This is a genomic window from Bradyrhizobium sp. HKCCYLS1011 (assembly GCF_051167795.1).
Classification (GTDB): domain Bacteria; phylum Pseudomonadota; class Alphaproteobacteria; order Rhizobiales; family Xanthobacteraceae; genus Bradyrhizobium.
On record NZ_JBNPTT010000002.1, the window covers coordinates 692,143 to 709,087 of the forward strand.

Genomic DNA, 16,945 nt, shown 5'->3' on the forward strand with positions numbered 1-16,945 from the left:
AATGTCGCCCCTTGAAGCCCGGTCTTCAGGGCGATAATCGTTGCAGACCGACAAGCTCCAGGTGTCCTCTTGCCCAGAAATGGCGGATTCGTGCGCAGGTTCGCCGTTGCCGTTTGTATCCTGACGGCGGGCTCCCTGATCTGGGCCGCCGCCCGAACCGGCGCCGCGCCTTTGCAGGCAAACGACGATGGCCCGGACAGTGCGGCGTCGTCTTCCGCCGGACATGCGCCGCCTGGTACCGTCAGCCTTTCCGCCGCGCAGCAGCGGCAGATCGGGCTGCAGACCGCAGTCCTGGAGGCGGCGCCTCATCCTGAGCAATTCCGGGCCTATGGCGCCGTACTCGATGTCGCCCGGGTGACAGAGCTCACCAACAGCTACACCAATGCCCAGGCGCAGCTGCAGACGGCGCAGGCCAAGTTCGACGTGGCCAAGAGCGCATTCGACCGGGTCCAGAACCTCGTCCAATCTGCTGCGATGCCGAAGAAGGACGTCGAGACCGCCGAAGGAACGCTCCGAACCGATCAGGCCTCCCTCGCTGCCGCGGAATCGCAGGTGAAGACGCTCGCGGCGACCGCGCGGCAGGAATGGGGCCTCGTGATCGGAAAGTGGATCGTCGAACGCTCACCGCATGTCCTGCGATTGATCGAACGCGACCAGTTTCTTGTTCAGGTCACCTTGCCGCCGGGCGTGGTCCTCACCGGGGAGCCGCGGGCCGCGCTGGCGCAAGCGCCGACGCAGAGCGCCAACATCGATCTCTCCTACATCTCCCCGGCCACGCGAACGGACGCGCGGATCCAGGGCCTCAGCTACTTCTTTGTGGCGTCCGGCGACAGCGGCCTGCTGCCAGGGATGAACACCACGGTCTATGTCCCCTCGGGCAAGACCTATGAGGGCGTCTTCGTCGAAGACACTGCCATCGTCCAATGGCAGGGCCGGTCGTGGGTGTATCTCCGCGCCGGACCCACCGCCTTCAAGCGGCATCCGATCAGCACGGATCAGCCTGTGTCCGACGACGACTACGTCGTGCAGGATATCCCGCCGGGCTCCGAGATCGTGATACGGGGCGCGCAGGTTCTGCTGTCCGAAGAGGCCAGGAGCGAGCTTCGGGGCGACGACGACAATGATTGACGGCGTCGGCCCGACACCGGCGGGGCCGCAGGCGGCGTTGGTTTCCTTTGCCATCCGCTTCCGCGGGATCGTGCTCGCGCTCGCATGCGCCATCGCCGGCTACGGCCTGTTTGCCCTCGGCAATGCGAGCTATGGCGTGTTTCCCGAATTCGCCCCGCCCCAGGTCTCGGTCCAGACCGAAGCGCCGGGCCTCGGCCCCGAGCAGGTCGAGGTCCTCGTCACCCAGCCGGTCGAAACATCGATTAGTGGCTTGCCTGGGATCGAGAGCATGCGCTCGTCCTCGATTCAGGGCTTGTCGGTCCTGACGGTGATCTTTCAGCCGGGCAGCGACATCTACCGGGCACGGCAACTGGTCGCCGAGCGCCTCGGGGTCCTTGCCAGCCGCCTTCCGCAAGGCGTGCAGCCTCCTTCCATGACGCCGCTGACGTCCTCAGCCGGCACCGTGCTGGTGATCGGCCTGACCTCCGATCGGCGCTCGCTGATGGATTTGCGCACCCTTGCGGACTGGACGGTGGGCAGGCGGCTCTTGGCTGTGCCCGGGGTGGCGCAAATATCGACCTACGGCGGCGACACGAGATCGCTGCAAGTGCAGGTCCGCCCCGACGATCTGGTCCGGTTCAACGTCGGCATGAATGACGTTCTGACCGCAGCGCGGAAAGCCACGGGGGTCCGGGGAGCCGGGTTCGTCGACACGGCCAATCAGCGCGTCGTCTTGCAGACGCAGGGCCAATCGTTGACGGCCGAGCAGCTCGCTCGCACGGTTCTCTTCCACCATGATGGCGCAAGCGTCGTGCTCGGCGATGTTGCCACGGTCGAGACCGCGCCCGAGCCGCCGATCGGTGCTGCGCTGATCAACGGACGGCCCGGAATCATGCTGATGATCAGTCAGCAATACGGCGCGAACACCCGCGAGGTCGCGACGCGGGTCGAAGCGGCGCTGAGGGACTTGCGGCCGGCGCTGGAGGCCGAAGCGGTCCAGCTCCACGCCGACCTGTTTCGCCCGGCAAGTTTCATCGATACGGCGACCAGCAACGTGCTGTACGCGCTGCTGATCGGCGGCGCGCTGGTGATCATCGTCCTGCTGCTGTTCTTGTTTGATTGGCGCACCTCCGTCATCAGCTGCACCGCAATTCCGCTGTCGCTGCTCGCGGCCGTGCTTGCCCTGGAATGGATGGGCGAAAGCCTCAATACGATGACCCTCGGCGGACTTGCGATCGCCATCGGCGAAGTCGTCGATGACGCCGTGATCGGGGTCGAGAATGTCGTGCGCCGCTTGCGCGAGAATCGCCATTCCCCGACACCTCGCGCCGAGGCGCAGGTCGTGCTTGGCGCCATGCTCGAGGTCCGCACCTCCGTGGTCTACGCGACCTTTGCAGCGCTCATGGTCTTCGTGCCGATTCTTGTCCTTCCGGGAGTCGCCGGCCGCCTGTTTGGGCCTCTCGGGATCGCCTATATCCTCGCTGTGGCGGCCTCGCTCGTTGTCGCGCTCACGGTCACGCCGGCGCTCTCCATGGTTCTGCTGGCGGGAAAGACGGCTGCGGGCCGCAAGCACAGACCGCCGCCCCTGGTGCGCTGGTCACGTCGTCACTATGAAAGCTTGCTGCGAGGGATCGGGAGGTTTCCTCGGCTGGTGGTCGCGACCGCGATGCTTCTCACCATGCTGGGGGCCGGCATGTTGCCGTTCTTCGGTGGCACCTTCCTGCCCGATCTGAAGGAGGGTCATCTGATCCTGCACGTGTCCGCGATTCCCGGGACGTCGCTCGGTGAATCACTGCGCATCGGCAAGCTGATCACCGATGCCCTTCGAACCGTGCCGGGCGTGCGCAGCGTGGCCCAGCATGTGGGACGCGCCGAGGCGGGCATCGACACGGTCGGTCCCCACTCCAGCGAGTTCGAGATCGACTTCCAGTCAGGGCTGTCCGGGGCGGACCAGGAAACGACGGAGACGCGCATTCGATCTGCCTTGGCGGGCTTCCCCGGCATCGTCTTTTCGATCAAGACCTATTTGACCGAGCGCATCGAGGAGACGGTGTCCGGCTTCACCGCGGCGGTGGTCGTGAACGTCTTCGGTCCCGATCTCGACTCATTGCAGCGCGCGGCACGCGACATTGCCCGTGAACTCGGGGAGGTTCGGGGCGCGATCGAGGTCCAGCAACAAGCTCCGCCGGGGATGCCGCAGGTCGATGTGACGCTTCGCCCGACCGATCTGCAGCGATGGGGATTGGACGCGGTCGATGTGCTGGAACTGATCCGGACGGCGTATCAGGGGGACGTGGTCGGTCAGGCCTACGAAGGCAACACGGTCTTCAACGTGATCGTCAGGATGGATACGCGTGCCAACGCCCGTCTTTCTCAGATTGGCGACATGCCTCTGCGGACACCGAGCGGCGCTTATGTTCTGCTGAGGCAGATCGCGGACGTCTACGGTGCCTCCGGTCGCTATCAGGTCCTCCATCGAGACGGGCAACGCGCTCAGACGGTTACCGCCGGCGTCAGCGGGCGTGACCTCGAATCCTTCGTTGCCGATGCCAGACGGAAGATCGCCAGCGAAGTCAAGCTTCCGTCCGGTGCCCATGTCGAGTTCGCGGGAGCGGCCGAGGCGCAGGCCCGGTCGCGGCGCGATCTCCTGGTGAATTCACTGCTGGCGGCGACGGGTATCGTCCTTCTGCTGTCGTTCGTCACTGGCCACTGGCGCAATTTGGTGCTCGTCCTTATCAACCTGCCGTTTGCGTTTGTGGGCGGCGTGTTCGCGGTCGCATTCACGGGCAGATTGCTGTCCCTCGGCTCGATGGTCGGGTTTGTCACCCTGTTTGGAATCACACTTCGCAACTCCATCCTGATGATCTCGCATTATGAGCATCTGGTCACCGTCGAACGTCGTGTCTGGGGCGCTGACACAGCAATTGAGGGCGCGGCCGATCGCCTCGTTCCGATCTTGATGACTTCGCTTGTGACGGGCCTCGGCTTGCTGCCGCTGGCGCTCGGCGCCGGCGAGCCGGGCCGTGAAATCGAAGGGCCGATGGCCATCGTGATTGTCGGCGGCCTCGTGACCTCGATGGCACTGAACCTTCTCGTGCTGCCGCCGCTTGCATTGCGCTATGCGCGGTTCGATGTCGCGGCGCCCGATGTGACCTGCCACGAGACGTCAGCATCCTGACGAATGCGCAGATCTTCCAGCCTCGGGAGCGAGCGACCCTCGATCTACGAACCGGTCATCGCGAGCAGGACGCCTCCGATCGCGCTGATCGCCACGACGACGAGCGGCGGCGCGCGCCAGGCGGTCAGCAGCACGAAGCCGACCAGCGCCAGGCCGAAATCCCGCCCGTTGTGCACGCTGCTGGTCCAGACCGGGTTGTACAGCGCCGCGCCAAGAAGGCCGACCACCGCGGCGTTGACGCCGCGCATCATCGCCTGCGCACCGGCGCGTCTCCGGAACGAGTCCCAGAACGGCAGGGCGCCGAGCAGGATCAAAATTCCCGGCAGAAAGATGCCGACGAGACCCAGCACTGCCCCCGCCAGCCCGTGCGGCTCTGGCGTGACCACCGCTCCCAGATAGGCTGCGAAAGTGAACAGCGGCCCCGGCACGGCCTGGGCCGCGCCGTAGCCGGCGAGGAACGCATCGTCGCTCAGCCAGCCCGGCGTGACGAAGGCCTCGCGCAGCAGCGGCAGCACGACGTGGCCGCCGCCGAAGACGAGCGCGCCCGAGCGGTAGAAGGCGTCGAACAGCGCGACGCCGGACGATCCAGTCGCAGCGCGCAAGAGCGGAAGGCTGACCAGCAACAGGAAGAACGCCGCGAGTGCGACCAGGCCCGCGGTGCGCGAGACCGGCATCTCGACATGTCCGGATGGCACGGTGGCCTCGCTGCGGCAGAGCAGGAGCCCGGCAAGCCCGCCGAGCAGGATCGCGCCGATCTGCACCAGCGACTGTGTACTGAACAATATGAGCAGCGCGGCTGCGACCGCAATCGACGCGCGCTCGCGATCCGGGCAGAGCGTGCGCGCCATGCCCCACACGGCCTGCGCTACGATCGCGACCGCAGTCAGCTTGAGGCCGTGCAGCAGTCCGTTGCCGAGTGGTCCGCTCAGCGCACTGGCGCCATAGGCAAACAGGATCAGTGCGATGGCGGAGGGCAGGGTGAAGCCGGTCCACGCGGCGAGCGCGCCGAGATAGCCGGCGCGCATCAGCCCGATCGAAAACCCGACCTGGCTACTGGCCGGCCCGGGAAGGAATTGGCAGAGCCCGACGAGGTCGGCGAAGGCATGTTCGTCGATCCATTTCCGGCGCACAACGAACTCGTCGCGGAAGTAGCCGATATGGGCGATCGGCCCACCGAAGCAGGTCAGCCCGAGCCTGAGAAAGATCAGGAGCACTTGCGCCGGCGATGTGCGACCAGTTCGCTCCCCGTCGGAGACCGGCTCAGTATCGGCGATAGCTCCTTCTTTCATACGGTCTCCATTTTCCCTTGCGCGCCCCTCCATATCGGTTCCCGATGACGGCTCAAGTCAAGCATCAACTTGTTTTGTTGCCGACGCTCCCTTGTTTGGCTGCGGTACCCGTCGGACATTGCGGGCTCGCGACGCGTCGCGTTTTGAGCGGAGCAGGCGATGACCACGCAAGATCGAGACGAAGAAATACGCCAGGCGCAGCCGCTCCTCAGCCGCAGGACATTACTTCGCGGCGCGAAGGCCGGCACGGCCTCGCTGCTGGCGGCCCGGACCGTGCCTCTCGTCCGCGCTCAGACGACGCAGAATGAAGCTGCCGACTACAAGATCAGCATCGCGCCGACCTCGATCGAGATCGCGCCGGGCAAGGTGATCAAGACCACCGCCTACAATGGGACTGTTCCCGGTCCGGCGCTGCGGCTCAAGGAAGGCAGGGCAGTCCGGATCGATGTCAGCAATGAGTCCGGCTACCCCAATCTGATCCACTGGCATGGCCTGATGATTCCCGCGGCTGAGGACGGTGCAACGGAAGAAGGTTCGCCGATCATCGCGCCGGGCAAGACGCTGACCTATTCGTACACGCCGAAGCCGTCAGGGACGCGCTGGTATCACAGCCATGCGATGGCGATGACCGATCTCAACAAGAGCACCTATACCGGCGAATTCGGCTTTCTGATCGTGGAGCCCGCGGCCGGCGATCCCGGGAGCTACGATCGCGAGGTGCTGCTTGCGGCCCACCATTGGGATGGCCATTGGGTCAGTCTGCAGGACATCAAGAAAGGTCCGCCGCCGGACAACGGTCTCGAGGTCATGTATCACGCTGCCACCTTGGGCGACCGCATGCTCGGTCACGGCGAGCCGATCCGGGTCCGTGAAGGCGAGCGCGTGCTGTTTCGGCTGCTGAATGCGAGCGGCAACATGGGCATCTCGCTCGCGCTGCCGGGACACCGGTTCAAGGTCCTCGCGCTCGACGGCAACCCGGTTCCGACCTCCGCGACGGTCGATGTGCTGAAGCTGGACGTTGCCGAGCGGGCCGACGTGATCGTCGAGATGAACAATCCCGGCATCTGGGTGTTCGGCTCGACCGATGACGAGGATCGCAACATGGGCATGGGCGTGGTCGTGGAATATGCCAATCGGAGCGGCGAGCCTTCCTGGTTGGCGCCCGCCAATTCCAAATGGGACTATACCGTCTTCGGTCGCCCCGGCGCGGCGGCCGCTGCACCCGACGAGACGATCGGCCTCAAATTCGAGAAGATTCCGGGCGGTCGGGGCGGCTACAACCGCTGGACCATCAATGGCAAGTCCTGGCCTGATACCAATCCGTTGTTCACGGTCACCGAGGGCAAGCGTTACCGCCTGCTGCTCAACAACAACAGCGGCGACGAACATCCGGTGCATCTGCATCGGCATTCCTTCGAGATCACCAAGGTCGGCGACAAGCCGACATCCGGCGTCATCAAGGACACCATCAGCCTGCCGCGCTTCTCGACCGCCGAGATCGATTTCGTGGCCGATGATCCGGGCGCGACCTTCTTCCATTGCCATCACCAGGATCACATGGACGAAGGTTTTGCCGGGCTGATCACCTATCGATAGGCGTGCGTGCCTCCAGGTTGACGACCCCCTCACGCCGCCTTCGGCACGTCGGTTGACTCCCCGCGCGATGGTCGGCCGGTGGCCTCGTCGCGGAGAAGGCCGCGCCCATTGACCAGACCGAAGATCGCGGGGATGACAATTAGCGTCAGCAGCGTTGAGGAAATCATGCCGCCGATCATCGGCACCGCGATCCGCTGCATGATCTCCGAGCCGGTCCCGCTGCTCCACATGATCGGCAGCAGCCCCGCCATGATCGCGACCACCGTCATCATCTTGGGACGAACCCGTTCGACCGCGCCCTCCATGATCGCTTCGTGGAGGTCCTTCCGGGTCAGAGCTCCGCCGGCAGCGCTCACCGTCGCCTTCATCTCGGCCAACGCGTGATCCAGATAGATCAGCATCACCACGCCGGTCTCGGCGGCAACGCCCGCAAGCGCGATGAAGCCGACCGCGACTGCGACCGAGAGATTGAAGCCGAGCCACCACATCATCCAAATGCCGCCCACCAGCGCGAAGGGCAGCGAGAGCATCACGATCAGCGTTTCCGTGATCGACCTGAAGTTCAGGTACAAGAGCAGGAAGATGATCGTCAGCGTCACTGGCACCACGACCTTTAGGCGTGCGGCGGCCCGCTGCAGATATTCGTACTGTCCGCTCCAGACCACATAGGTGCCGGCCGGAAACTGGATGCTCTCGGTCACAGCACGCTGCGCGTCGGCCACGTAGCTGCCGATGTCGCGATCCCGGATATCGACGTAGATGTAGGTGGCAAGCTGGCCGTTCTCGGTGCGGATCGAGGTCGGACCGCGCGCCGGCTCGACCTTCGCGACCTCGCCGAGCGGCACCGCGCCGCCCGCGGGCATCGGCACCAGGATGTCGCTGGCAATGGCCTTCGGATTGTCCCGGAGGTCGCGCGGGTAGCGCATGTTGACCGTGAAGCGCTGCCGGCCCTCAACCGTGGTGGTGACGGTCTGGCCGCCGAGTGCGGCTGCGATGGTGTCTTGGACGTCCTGGATCAGGATGCCGTAACGGGCGAGCGCGTCGCGGTCGGGCGTGATCTCCAGGTAGTAGCCGCCAATCCCTCGCTCCGCATAGGCCGACGAGGTGCCCGGAACGGCCTTGAGCACGCGCTCGATCTGCCTGGCCAGCCGATCGATCTCGACCAGATCCGTGCCCATCACCTTGACGCCAACAGGCGTGCGGATACCGGTCGAGAGCATGTCGATCCGCGCCTTGATCGGCATGGTCCAGGCGTTCGATACGCCAGGAAACTGCAGCGCCTTGTCCATCTCGGCAATCAGGCTGTCGACGGTGACACCGGGCCGCCACTGCTCCTTCGGTTTCAGATTGACGACAGTCTCAAACATCTCGGTCGGCGCCGGGTCGGTCGCGGTGGCCGCGCGTCCGGCCTTGCCGTAGACCGAGGCGACCTCGGGGAACGACTTGATGATCCGGTCCTGCATCTGCATCAGCTCGGCCGCTTTGGTCACGGAGATGCCGGGCAGCGTGGTCGGCATATAGAGCAACGTCCCCTCGTTCAGATTGGGCATGAACTCGGTGCCGAGCTGGCGCGCCGGCCAGATCGAGACGGCCAGCACGACGAGTGCCAGAAGTATCACCAGCGTCTTCGCCCGCAGCACGCCCTTGATCACCGGACGGTAGATCCAGATCAGGAAGCGGTTGATGACATTGCGGCTCTCGGGGACGATCCTGCCGCGGACGAAGATCACCATCAGCGCCGGCACCAGCGTCACCGACAGCAGCGCCGCAGCGGCCATGGAGAACGTCTTGGTGAAGGCAAGCGGGCTGAACAGCCGGCCTTCCTGGGATTCCAGGGTGAAGATCGGCATGAACGACACCGTGATGATCAGCAGGCTGAAGAACAGCGCCGGCCCGACTTCGGAGGCCGCATCGATCAGGACCTGCACGCGCGACTGATCGGGCTTGGCGCGCTCCAGATGCTTGTGCGCGTTCTCGATCATCACGATGGCGGCGTCCACCATGGCGCCGATCGCGATCGCGATTCCCCCGAGGCTCATGATGTTGGAGCCGAGGCCCAACAGCTTCATGGCGCCGAACGCCATCAGCACGCCCACGGGGAGCATCAGGATCGCGACCAGCGCGCTGCGAACGTGCAGCAGGAACACGACGCAGACCAGCGCGACGACGATGCTCTCCTCGACGAGCGTGTGCTTGAGCGTGTCGATCGCGGCGTAGATCAGGTTCGACCGGTCGTAGACCGGGACGATCTCCACCGACTTCGGCAGGCTGCTTGCGATGTCCTTGAAGCGCTTCTTGACGTTCTCGATCACGTCGAGCGCGTTGACGCCGAACCGTTGCAGCACGATTCCGCTCGCGACCTCGCCTTCGCCATTCAGCTCTGCAATGCCGCGGCGTTCGTCGGGACCGAGCTCGACCCGGGCGACGTCGCGCAGCAGCACCGGCGTGCCGCCGGAAGCCTTCAGGACGATGTCGCCGAGATCGTTGATGCTCTTCAAATAGCCCTTGCCGCGAATCACGTATTCGAACTCGGAGAGCTCGACCGTGCGGCCGCCGACATCGGCGTTGCTGGCGCGGATCGCATCCCGGATCTTCTGCATGCTGATGCCGCGGTCGCGCATCCGCTGCGGATCGAGGACGACGTTGTATTGCTTGACGAAGCCGCCGATGCTCGCGGCCTCGGCGACGCCTTCGGCCTTGGCCAGCGCGAATTTCAGATTCCAGTCCTGGATCGTCCTGGTGTCGGCGAGGTTCAGCTCCTTGGACATCACGGCATATTGGTAGACCCAGCCGACGCCGGTGGCGTCGGGGCCGATCGTGGGCGTGACGCCGGCCGGGAGACGGGAGGCGGCGCTGTTCAAGAACTCCATCACGCGCGAGCGCGCCCAGTAGATGTCGGTGCCGTCCTCAAAGATCACATAGACGAACGACACGCCGAAGAACGAGAAGCCGCGCACCACCTTGGATCTTGGCACCGTCAGCATCGCCGTCGTCAGGGGATAGGTGACCTGATCCTCGATCACCTGCGGCGCTTGGCCTGGATATTCGGTGTAGACGATCACCTGGGTGTCGGAGAGATCCGGGATCGCGTCGAGCGGAAGGTGGACGAGGGCGTAGAATCCGGCCGCAGCCGCGAAACCGGTGCCGAACAGCACCAGCAGCAGGTTGCGCGCCGACCATGCGATGATGCGGGCGATCATTGGTGTTCTCCCATCCCTGCGTGGGCTGATTGGTCCGGCTGCGAGGCCTCGGCAAATCCCTTGAGCGCCGCCTTCAGATTGCTTTCGGCATCGATCAGGAAGTTCGCCGACGTCACCACCGCCTCGCCATCGGCAAGGCCGTCGCGCACCTCGATGTAGCCGCCGCCACGTCGTCCGAGCTTGACGTCGCGCGGCTCGTAGCGCCCGTTCCCCTTGTCGACGAGAACGGCCTGGTGGCCGCCGGTATCGAGCACCGAACTCTCCGGCACCGCCAGGACCGGCGAAGGATCTGCCGTGTCGATCTCGGCATCGACATACATGTCCGGGAGCAGCGCCGTATCCGGATTGGCAAGCTCGATCCTGATACGCGCGGTGCGCGTGTCGCGGTTCACCTGGGGATAAATCACGGCGATCTTTCCGGAAAAGCTCCGGCCGGCGAAGCTGCGGGCGTGGATCGTGACGGACTGCCCGACCGCGATGGTGCCGAGATCGCGTTCGGCGACATCGACGACGGCCCACACCGTCGAGATATCGGCGATCCGGAACAGGACGTCGCCGGGATTGGCCCGCATGCCCGGGATAGCATTGCGCTCGAGGACGATGCCGTCGCGCGGCGCCGTCCATTGCACGGTGACCGGCGCGATATGGGATTTTTCCATCTCGGTGATGATCGGCTCCGGAACGTCGAGATTGACCAGGCGCTGGCGCGAGCCGCGTCCGTAGGCCTCGACGCTGCCGATGATCTTCGAACTGATGGTGGAGAGATATTCCGCAGCGGCGGCCGCGATGGCAGAACTGTAGATCTGCATCAATGGCTGGCCGGCCTTCACGCGCGTGCCAGTCGTGACGTCGGCCACGGACTGAACGAAGCTCTCGGAACGCATTGCGATCACCGAGATCAGACGTTCGTCGAGCTGGATCGTGCCGGGTGCCTTCACGATCACCCGGATCGGGCGCCGCCCGGCAGGCTCGGAGGTCACGCCGCTCCGCTGCATCTTGCCCGGTGACAGCTTGACGGTGCCGTCATCAACGTCGTCACCTTCATAGACCGGGACGTAGTTCATCCCCATCGGGTCCTTCTTCGGGACCGGTGAGGTGTCCGGCAGTCCCATCGGATTCCGGTAGTAGAGGATCTTGCGCGACGAATCCGCCTGCTGCGTCGGTTTGACCGGCTCGGAGGCGGCCTGGTCGTCGTCGTAGACTGGCAAGTAGTCGCGTCCGCGGTCGTCTTTCTTGGGGCCGGCGGACCAGAACGGCGCGCCGCTCGGATCGCGATAGTAGAGCGGAGCTCGGTCTGCCGTGGCCGCAGCCGGGGTCGTCTCGGCGTGAACAGGCCAGCGCCCGCCATCCAAGGACCAGTAGGCGCCTGCAGCGAGGCCGCCGCCCAGCGCAAGTGTCGTCAATACGCGCAGCGTTTTCATGGCGTGTTCCTGCGCACTCCGGAGCGCGCGCATCTGTCAGGAGGAGAGAGACCGGGCGCCCGCTCGCGCGGCGCCCGAAGGCTCACTTGCAAGAGCTCACTTGTGAGCGGTCACTTGGTTGCCTTGACGATCACCTTGCCGGTGACGCTCTCGGGTTCGCCCTGCACCTTCGCGGACAGCGTGACCTGATAGCGGCCCGCCATCGGCAGATCGGTCTTGAAGGCGTAGACGCCCGGCCCCTGGGGCGGGAGCGGCGTGACCGGCGATTCCATCTCGGCCATCCCGTCGGGGGCCATGTCGATGCGGGTCTTGAAGATCACCGCATCCGGCACCGGCTTGCCGGTCTGCTTGTTGGTCAAACGAATGGCGAGCGTGACGTCGTCGCCCTTCTTCATCTCCGGAGTGACCGGCTCGAACGTGTAGTCGGCCGCGCCTGCGAAGGCAGAGGAAGCGGCGAGCGCAAGGGTGGCGGCCAGCGCCGCGCTGCTGAATTTGGCAATCATGGTTTCGTCCTCATAGGTCTGTCTCGGCCGTGGCTCCGAGTGAGCGCACGGCAGTCGCGATTCGCGCGAGCAGCCGGTGCTGCACGCGTTCGGTTGCGCGAGATCAGACGCGAGGAGGACGGAAGGGAGGGCTGCTGCCTGAGGTGGGGACGATCTGGTCCGCCGGGATTGCGACCGAGGTGGCCCCGGCCGACCTGAACTCGAACACGACCATGCGAAGTTCGCCGAGCGCCAGGGCTCCGCCGATGCAGCAGAAACCCATGTCGCATTTATGGGGGGCGGTCGGCGCCGGTGCGCCCGTCATGTCATCCGGACAGCAATCCTCCATCGACATGTCGCCGGAGGCGCCCATCTGCATGTGCATGCCGGGCTGCGGATCGCCTGACCCCATCGCTGCTCCCATACCGGCTGATCCCATAGCAGCAGCGGTCGCCGACGCTCCCACGGGCAGCAACGCCAGTGAGGCGGCAATCGCAAACGCCAGAATGGTACGGACGAGCCGCATCGGAGTTCAGGGACCTGCCATGTTTCGGGCCCGGCGGGCCGCAACCAGCCAACTATCACATCAATTGCGGCACCGAGTCGTTGATCCGGCTCAATCATCCGTGACCGCTGGGACCTCCATACCGCCGCGGAGGCTCGCGATGCAAGTCTCCGGCGGCGGTTGGCGGGAGCGTTGGCCCCTAAATGTTGGGACCGCCGCCGGTGCGGCTCCAGCGTTCACCATGTGATCAGGGGCGAACGCTTCAGCCAGGTATCGTCACGCACCTGGTCCAAGACGAAGGTGGCGACGTCCGCCCGCGAGATCGTTCCGCCATGGAAGCCGGACAGATCGGTCAGCGCGCGGACCGTATGGCCGCCGGGTTTGTCGTTCAGAACCGAGGGGCGAACGAGCACCCAGTCGAGGCCGCTGTCTCCGACAATCGCTTCCTGCCGGTTCTTGTCGGCGTAGACGTTGCGCAGGAGCAGCGGGAAGATCACGTTGTCGAACAGGAAGCCACCGTGCCCGACGCTGTCACCTGCGCCAATGCCGGTGATGCTGACAAGGCGCGAGACATGCTCGGCCTTCATGGCATTGACGAGCGTTCGCGTCATCTGCGAGAGAGCCGTGACCTCGCGGAATGGGCTTGCCGGCGTGCCCAACGCGCTGATGACGGCATCCTGTCCTTTCAGGGCCTCACGCAACGCGCGTTCGTCGCGGGCGTCGCCGACGACAAGCTTGGCGCCTTTCAGGCCGCTCGCCTTCTTAGGCGAGCGCACCAGCACGGTGACCTCGTAGCCGCGTGCGAGCGCCTGGGCGACGATCAGTCGGCCGGTGCCGCCGGTCGCTCCAAGGACCAGGATTTTCGGTTGGGCAGTCCGGATGGTGTCGGTTTGCGAGTCGCTCATGATTGTCTCCTTTTGAAAGCGGGACGCCTCCTGCGAGGCCGTCCCGTTCGTTGAATGTCTGGTGGGGTTAGAGCTTGCCTTCCGCGAGCAGCTCGCGGGTCCGCTTCAGCGTCGACAGCAGCGCGCTCTTGTAGCCCTTGTCGCCGTCGAACTGCGCCTGCTCGGCCCGCTCTTCGGGGCCGTTCGGCTCCTTGCCGCGCAGGCCGAGATAGCAATAGAACCGCAATTGCAGCGCGCCGGCTTCGTCCTCGAACAGCTCGTTGATGATGGCGCCTTCGCGCGGGCCGGTGGCCTGGAAGAAGGTCACCTTGCGCTCGGGCTCGAAGCTGATGATCTCGCGCAGGTCGGTGCCTCCGATCGTCGCGTCGCGCACGATATGAGATGCGCTGTCCTCGACGACCTCGCAGCGGGTGCACAGGCCGGGCGGAAGAAACAGCCGGGCGTCGCGGGCCTTGAGGACCAGGCCTTGCCATACTTGGGCTCGGCTCAGCGGCGTTGCGCCTTCCGGATTCACCGGAATGGTGGCGGTGGAATAGATCATGATGGAATTCCTTGTTGTCGTGGTTGAGGTTGGCCCGTGCCGTCAGGCCGAGGCCGCGATTTCGGCGGCGAAGTCGCGATAGGAGCGGTGCGGGCGGCCCAGCAGCGCGGTGAGGCGCTCGAGGTCGCCGCGGTCTGGGATCATTCCCTCGGTGAGGAAACGCTCGCTCATCAGCCGCATGTCGAAGGCCATCCAGCTCGGCATGAACGTCCGCAGATTCTGCTCGAACGCGGCGGTGTCGTCGCCGCCATAGGCGATTCCGCGGCCCAGCACCTCGGACCAGATGGCCGCGACATCAGCACCTCGCAGCGTATCCGGACCGACCAGATTGATCCGCTCGAGCGGCAGCGGGCCGGAAGCCTGCTCGCGGCGAATGAGCTCGATCGCCGCGATCTCGCCGATGTCGCGGGCGTCGATCATGGCGAGGCCCTTGGCGCCGATCGGCATCGGGTAGACGCTGTAGTTGAACACGACGTCCTTGATCGCAAGGTCGTTGCTCATGAAATACGCGGGCCGCAGGATGGTGGCGTTGAAGCCCATCTGCTCGATCATCCGCTCGACGCCGAACTTGCCCGCGAAGTGCGGCACGTTCACGTAGAGGTCGCTGTGGATCACCGAGAGATAGACGATCCGCTCGATGCCGGCCTGTCGCGCCACGTTGAGTGCGATCAGTCCTTGCGTGAATTCATCTGCAACCACGGCGTTGAGCAGGAACAAGGTGGAAACGCCGAAAAACGCGCCGCGCAGCGAGTCGACATCGAGCAGGTCGCCCTGCACGACGGTGACGCCAGCCGGGAAATGGGCCTTGGCGGGATCGCGGACGAGGGCGCGCACATCGGCGCCGCGCTTGGCGAGCTGCTCGACGACTTGGCGGCCGACGGTGCCGGTTGCGCCGGTAACGAGGATGGTCATGGGGGTCACTCCGGGTTTGGTGAGAAGACACCCCGGAAATTAGCGATCCACATTTGATCCGATAGACGGTATATTTGGACAGACCGTCTCACTGGTGGAACAGATGGATTTGCTGGCCCTCGCTGATTTCAACCTGGTCGCCCGGCACGAAGGATTCGGCCGGGCTGCGCGCGCGTCCGGGCGGCCGAAAGCGACCCTCTCCCGACGGGTCGCGGAGCTGGAGACCAGCCTCGATCTGCGGCTGTTCGAGCGTGGCGGGCGCGCATTGAAGCTCACCCAGGAGGGGCGGGTGCTGTTCGAGCGCACGGGGGCATTGCTCGCCGAACTCGACGAGACGGCGGCTGCGATCGCCTCCGGCGGGGACAAGCCGCGAGGACGGTTGCGGATCAGCGCGCCGCTGTTGTTTTCGCAGACCGCCATGGGGAAGCTGGCAGCCGCGTTCGCGGTGAAATATCCGCAAGTCCGGCTTGAGGTCACGACGGAAGACCGCACCGTCGACATGGTGGAGGAGGGGTATGACCTGGTGATCCGGGTCAATCCCGATCCGGACGACACGCTGGTCGGACGCATCTTCTTGCGCGACCGCCTGGTCGCGGTGGCGAGTCCGAGTCTTGTTAGACCAGGGCTTATTCCATCAGGCCGCATTCGACCGGCGGACAATTCCGCCATACCCGCCGTCGTGCGCGGGGCCGCCGACCAGGCTGCAGCCTGGAATGTCACGACGCCGTCAGGGAAGTCGCGCATCGCGATTGATCCAGTGCTTCGCCTGTCGTCGCTCCTCATGGTCCGCGACGCGGTTCGCGCCGGCGTCGGCGCCGGGCGACTGCCGATATCCCTCGTCAGCCACGATCTCGCTGCCGGCAGGCTCCTGCATTTGGGTGATGTCGACGGGCCAGAGATCGCGCTCTGGACGCTCTATCCGTCGCGGCGATTGCTGAGCGCGCGTGTCTCCGCCTTCCTGGACTTCCTCAAGGACGCCTTTCCGATGGGGACGCCTGACGAACTCGCGGCCTATGTCGGGGGATGAGAGCGTCCGATCGGCCATCGGCCCAAACAAAATCGGCGATGAAACACCGTTAGCATCGAAATGGAAAAGACATGGCCTTCTTGACAGCGAGCGCGGTTGGATTGGTGATCGCCTATCTTTTCGGATCTACGCCGACAGGCTATCTGGCGGGGAAACTCCTCAGGGGCATTGATATTCGAGAGCATGGCTCCAGATCCACCGGGGCAACAAATGTATTGCGGACCCTTGGCAAATGGCCTGCGTTGGTGGTGCTCATCATCGATGTGCTGAAAGGCGTAGCTGCCATCATCGTTGTCCGGTCGTTCTGTCCTTGGCTCTATACCGAGTTAGCTCCGACGCCGCCGACGGCGTTTGATTTGCAAATCTGGGTGCCATGGGCTGTCTGCTTGGCCGGAATTGCCGTGTTGTTTGGGCATGGCCGCTCGATTTGGTTGAATTTCACGGGCGGCAAATCCGCCGCGACCGGGCTGGGCGTGTTGCTGGCGATGTCGTGGCCAGTGGGATTGGGTGCTGCAGCGGTCTTTGGCATCGTACTGGCGATTGGTCGGATCGTTTCCCTCGCCTCGATCCTCGCGGCGTTGACAGCCATCGTTCTCGTCTGCGGTTTCGAGCAGCCGTTGCCCTATCGGTTGCTGGTGATCGCAGGCGGCATCTACGTGATTGTTCGCCATCGTGCCAATATTCAGCGGCTATTAGGGGGGACTGAGCCGCGCCTGGGCCGAAACGGCCCCGATACGAAAGCAGAGGTGCAAGTCTAGCGCATGTATTTTCCTGAGCCTCGA

13 protein-coding genes are annotated in these 16,945 nt (G+C 64.9%); 5 read left to right on the plus strand and 8 right to left on the minus strand.

The genetic code is table 11. The annotated features are described in order from the left end of the window. Positions 1-90 precede the first annotated feature (90 nt). Together ACQR1W_RS07745 and ACQR1W_RS07750 are read left to right on the plus strand one after the other, a co-directional pair. A complete protein-coding gene (locus tag ACQR1W_RS07745; protein WP_434850217.1) occupies positions 91-1,128 on the plus strand; it encodes an efflux RND transporter periplasmic adaptor subunit in 1,038 nt (345 codons plus the stop codon). Beyond that, positions 1,121-4,285 carry an efflux RND transporter permease subunit gene (locus ACQR1W_RS07750; RefSeq protein WP_434850218.1) on the plus strand — a complete coding sequence of 1,055 codons (3,165 nt, stop codon included), beginning with the start codon at positions 1,121-1,123 and terminating at the stop codon, positions 4,283-4,285. Before ACQR1W_RS07745 ends, ACQR1W_RS07750 begins: the two co-directional genes overlap by 8 nt. A 44-nt stretch (positions 4,286-4,329) precedes the next feature. On the opposite strand, the gene chrA is transcribed toward ACQR1W_RS07750, so the two are convergent. Then, complete coding sequence (gene chrA / locus ACQR1W_RS07755; RefSeq protein WP_434850219.1) at positions 4,330-5,574, minus strand: chromate efflux transporter; 1,245 nt, start codon at positions 5,572-5,574, stop codon at positions 4,330-4,332. Positions 5,575-5,733: 159 nt separating this feature from the next. On the opposite strand from chrA, the gene ACQR1W_RS07760 reads away from it, so the two are divergent. Beyond that, positions 5,734-7,170 carry a multicopper oxidase family protein gene (locus ACQR1W_RS07760; RefSeq protein WP_434850220.1) on the plus strand — a complete coding sequence of 479 codons (1,437 nt, stop codon included), beginning with the start codon at positions 5,734-5,736 and terminating at the stop codon, positions 7,168-7,170. Between the two features lie 29 nt (positions 7,171-7,199). Here ACQR1W_RS07760 and ACQR1W_RS07765 read toward each other — a convergent pair whose 3' ends face one another. The 7 genes from ACQR1W_RS07765 to ACQR1W_RS07795 all read right to left on the minus strand — a co-directional run bounded on the left by ACQR1W_RS07765 (position 7,200) and on the right by ACQR1W_RS07795 (position 15,136). Then, positions 7,200-10,370: an efflux RND transporter permease subunit gene (locus tag ACQR1W_RS07765; protein WP_434850221.1), complete on the minus strand. Its 3,171-nt coding sequence runs from the start codon at positions 10,368-10,370 to the stop codon at positions 7,200-7,202. Then, positions 10,367-11,791 (minus strand): efflux RND transporter periplasmic adaptor subunit, encoded by a 1,425-nt coding sequence (locus tag ACQR1W_RS07770; protein ID WP_434850222.1) that lies wholly within the window; start codon positions 11,789-11,791, stop codon positions 10,367-10,369. Before ACQR1W_RS07770 ends, ACQR1W_RS07765 begins: the two co-directional genes overlap by 4 nt. A gap of 110 nt (positions 11,792-11,901) precedes the next feature. Continuing rightward, entirely contained in the window at positions 11,902-12,294 is a 393-nt protein-coding gene (locus ACQR1W_RS07775) for a FixH family protein (RefSeq protein ID WP_434850223.1), read from the minus strand. Positions 12,295-12,397: 103 nt separating this feature from the next. Beyond that, entirely contained in the window at positions 12,398-12,799 is a 402-nt protein-coding gene (locus ACQR1W_RS07780) for a hypothetical protein (RefSeq protein WP_434850224.1), read from the minus strand. A 215-nt stretch (positions 12,800-13,014) separates the two neighbouring features. After that, the gene (locus ACQR1W_RS07785) at positions 13,015-13,683 is read right to left on the minus strand and encodes an NAD(P)-dependent oxidoreductase (RefSeq protein WP_434850225.1); all 669 of its coding nucleotides are present in this window, start codon (positions 13,681-13,683) and stop codon (positions 13,015-13,017) included. 67 nt (positions 13,684-13,750) lie between these two features. Then, positions 13,751-14,224: an SRPBCC family protein gene (locus tag ACQR1W_RS07790; protein WP_434850226.1), complete on the minus strand. Its 474-nt coding sequence runs from the start codon at positions 14,222-14,224 to the stop codon at positions 13,751-13,753. Positions 14,225-14,266: 42 nt separating this feature from the next. Beyond that, a complete protein-coding gene (locus ACQR1W_RS07795; RefSeq protein ID WP_434850227.1) occupies positions 14,267-15,136 on the minus strand; it encodes an NmrA/HSCARG family protein in 870 nt (289 codons plus the stop codon). A gap of 103 nt (positions 15,137-15,239) precedes the next feature. Here ACQR1W_RS07795 and ACQR1W_RS07800 point away from each other — a divergent pair, with 103 nt between their 5' ends. Further along, positions 15,240-16,163 (plus strand): LysR family transcriptional regulator, encoded by a 924-nt coding sequence (locus tag ACQR1W_RS07800; RefSeq protein WP_434850228.1) that lies wholly within the window; start codon positions 15,240-15,242, stop codon positions 16,161-16,163. 71 nt (positions 16,164-16,234) lie between these two features. After that, positions 16,235-16,921 (plus strand): glycerol-3-phosphate 1-O-acyltransferase PlsY, encoded by a 687-nt coding sequence (plsY, locus tag ACQR1W_RS07805; protein WP_434850229.1) that lies wholly within the window; start codon positions 16,235-16,237, stop codon positions 16,919-16,921. Positions 16,922-16,945 lie beyond the last annotated feature (24 nt).

Excerpts from the sequence above, each read along its gene's own strand:
- ACQR1W_RS07750 (WP_434850218.1), top strand. The coding sequence starts at position 1,121 with ATGATTGACGGCGTCGGCCCGACACCGGCGGGGCCGCAGGCGGCGTTG.
- chrA (WP_434850219.1), bottom strand. The coding sequence starts at position 5,574 with ATGAAAGAAGGAGCTATCGCCGATACTGAGCCGGTCTCCGACGGGGAG.
- ACQR1W_RS07760 (WP_434850220.1), top strand. The coding sequence starts at position 5,734 with ATGACCACGCAAGATCGAGACGAAGAAATACGCCAGGCGCAGCCGCTC.
- ACQR1W_RS07765 (WP_434850221.1), bottom strand. The coding sequence starts at position 10,370 with ATGATCGCCCGCATCATCGCATGGTCGGCGCGCAACCTGCTGCTGGTG.
- ACQR1W_RS07770 (WP_434850222.1), bottom strand. The coding sequence starts at position 11,791 with ATGAAAACGCTGCGCGTATTGACGACACTTGCGCTGGGCGGCGGCCTC.
- ACQR1W_RS07775 (WP_434850223.1), bottom strand. The coding sequence starts at position 12,294 with ATGATTGCCAAATTCAGCAGCGCGGCGCTGGCCGCCACCCTTGCGCTC.
- ACQR1W_RS07780 (WP_434850224.1), bottom strand. The coding sequence starts at position 12,799 with ATGCGGCTCGTCCGTACCATTCTGGCGTTTGCGATTGCCGCCTCACTG.
- ACQR1W_RS07785 (WP_434850225.1), bottom strand. The coding sequence starts at position 13,683 with ATGAGCGACTCGCAAACCGACACCATCCGGACTGCCCAACCGAAAATC.
- ACQR1W_RS07790 (WP_434850226.1), bottom strand. The coding sequence starts at position 14,224 with ATGATCTATTCCACCGCCACCATTCCGGTGAATCCGGAAGGCGCAACG.
- ACQR1W_RS07795 (WP_434850227.1), bottom strand. The coding sequence starts at position 15,136 with ATGACCATCCTCGTTACCGGCGCAACCGGCACCGTCGGCCGCCAAGTC.
- ACQR1W_RS07800 (WP_434850228.1), top strand. The coding sequence starts at position 15,240 with ATGGATTTGCTGGCCCTCGCTGATTTCAACCTGGTCGCCCGGCACGAA.
- plsY (WP_434850229.1), top strand. The coding sequence starts at position 16,235 with ATGGCCTTCTTGACAGCGAGCGCGGTTGGATTGGTGATCGCCTATCTT.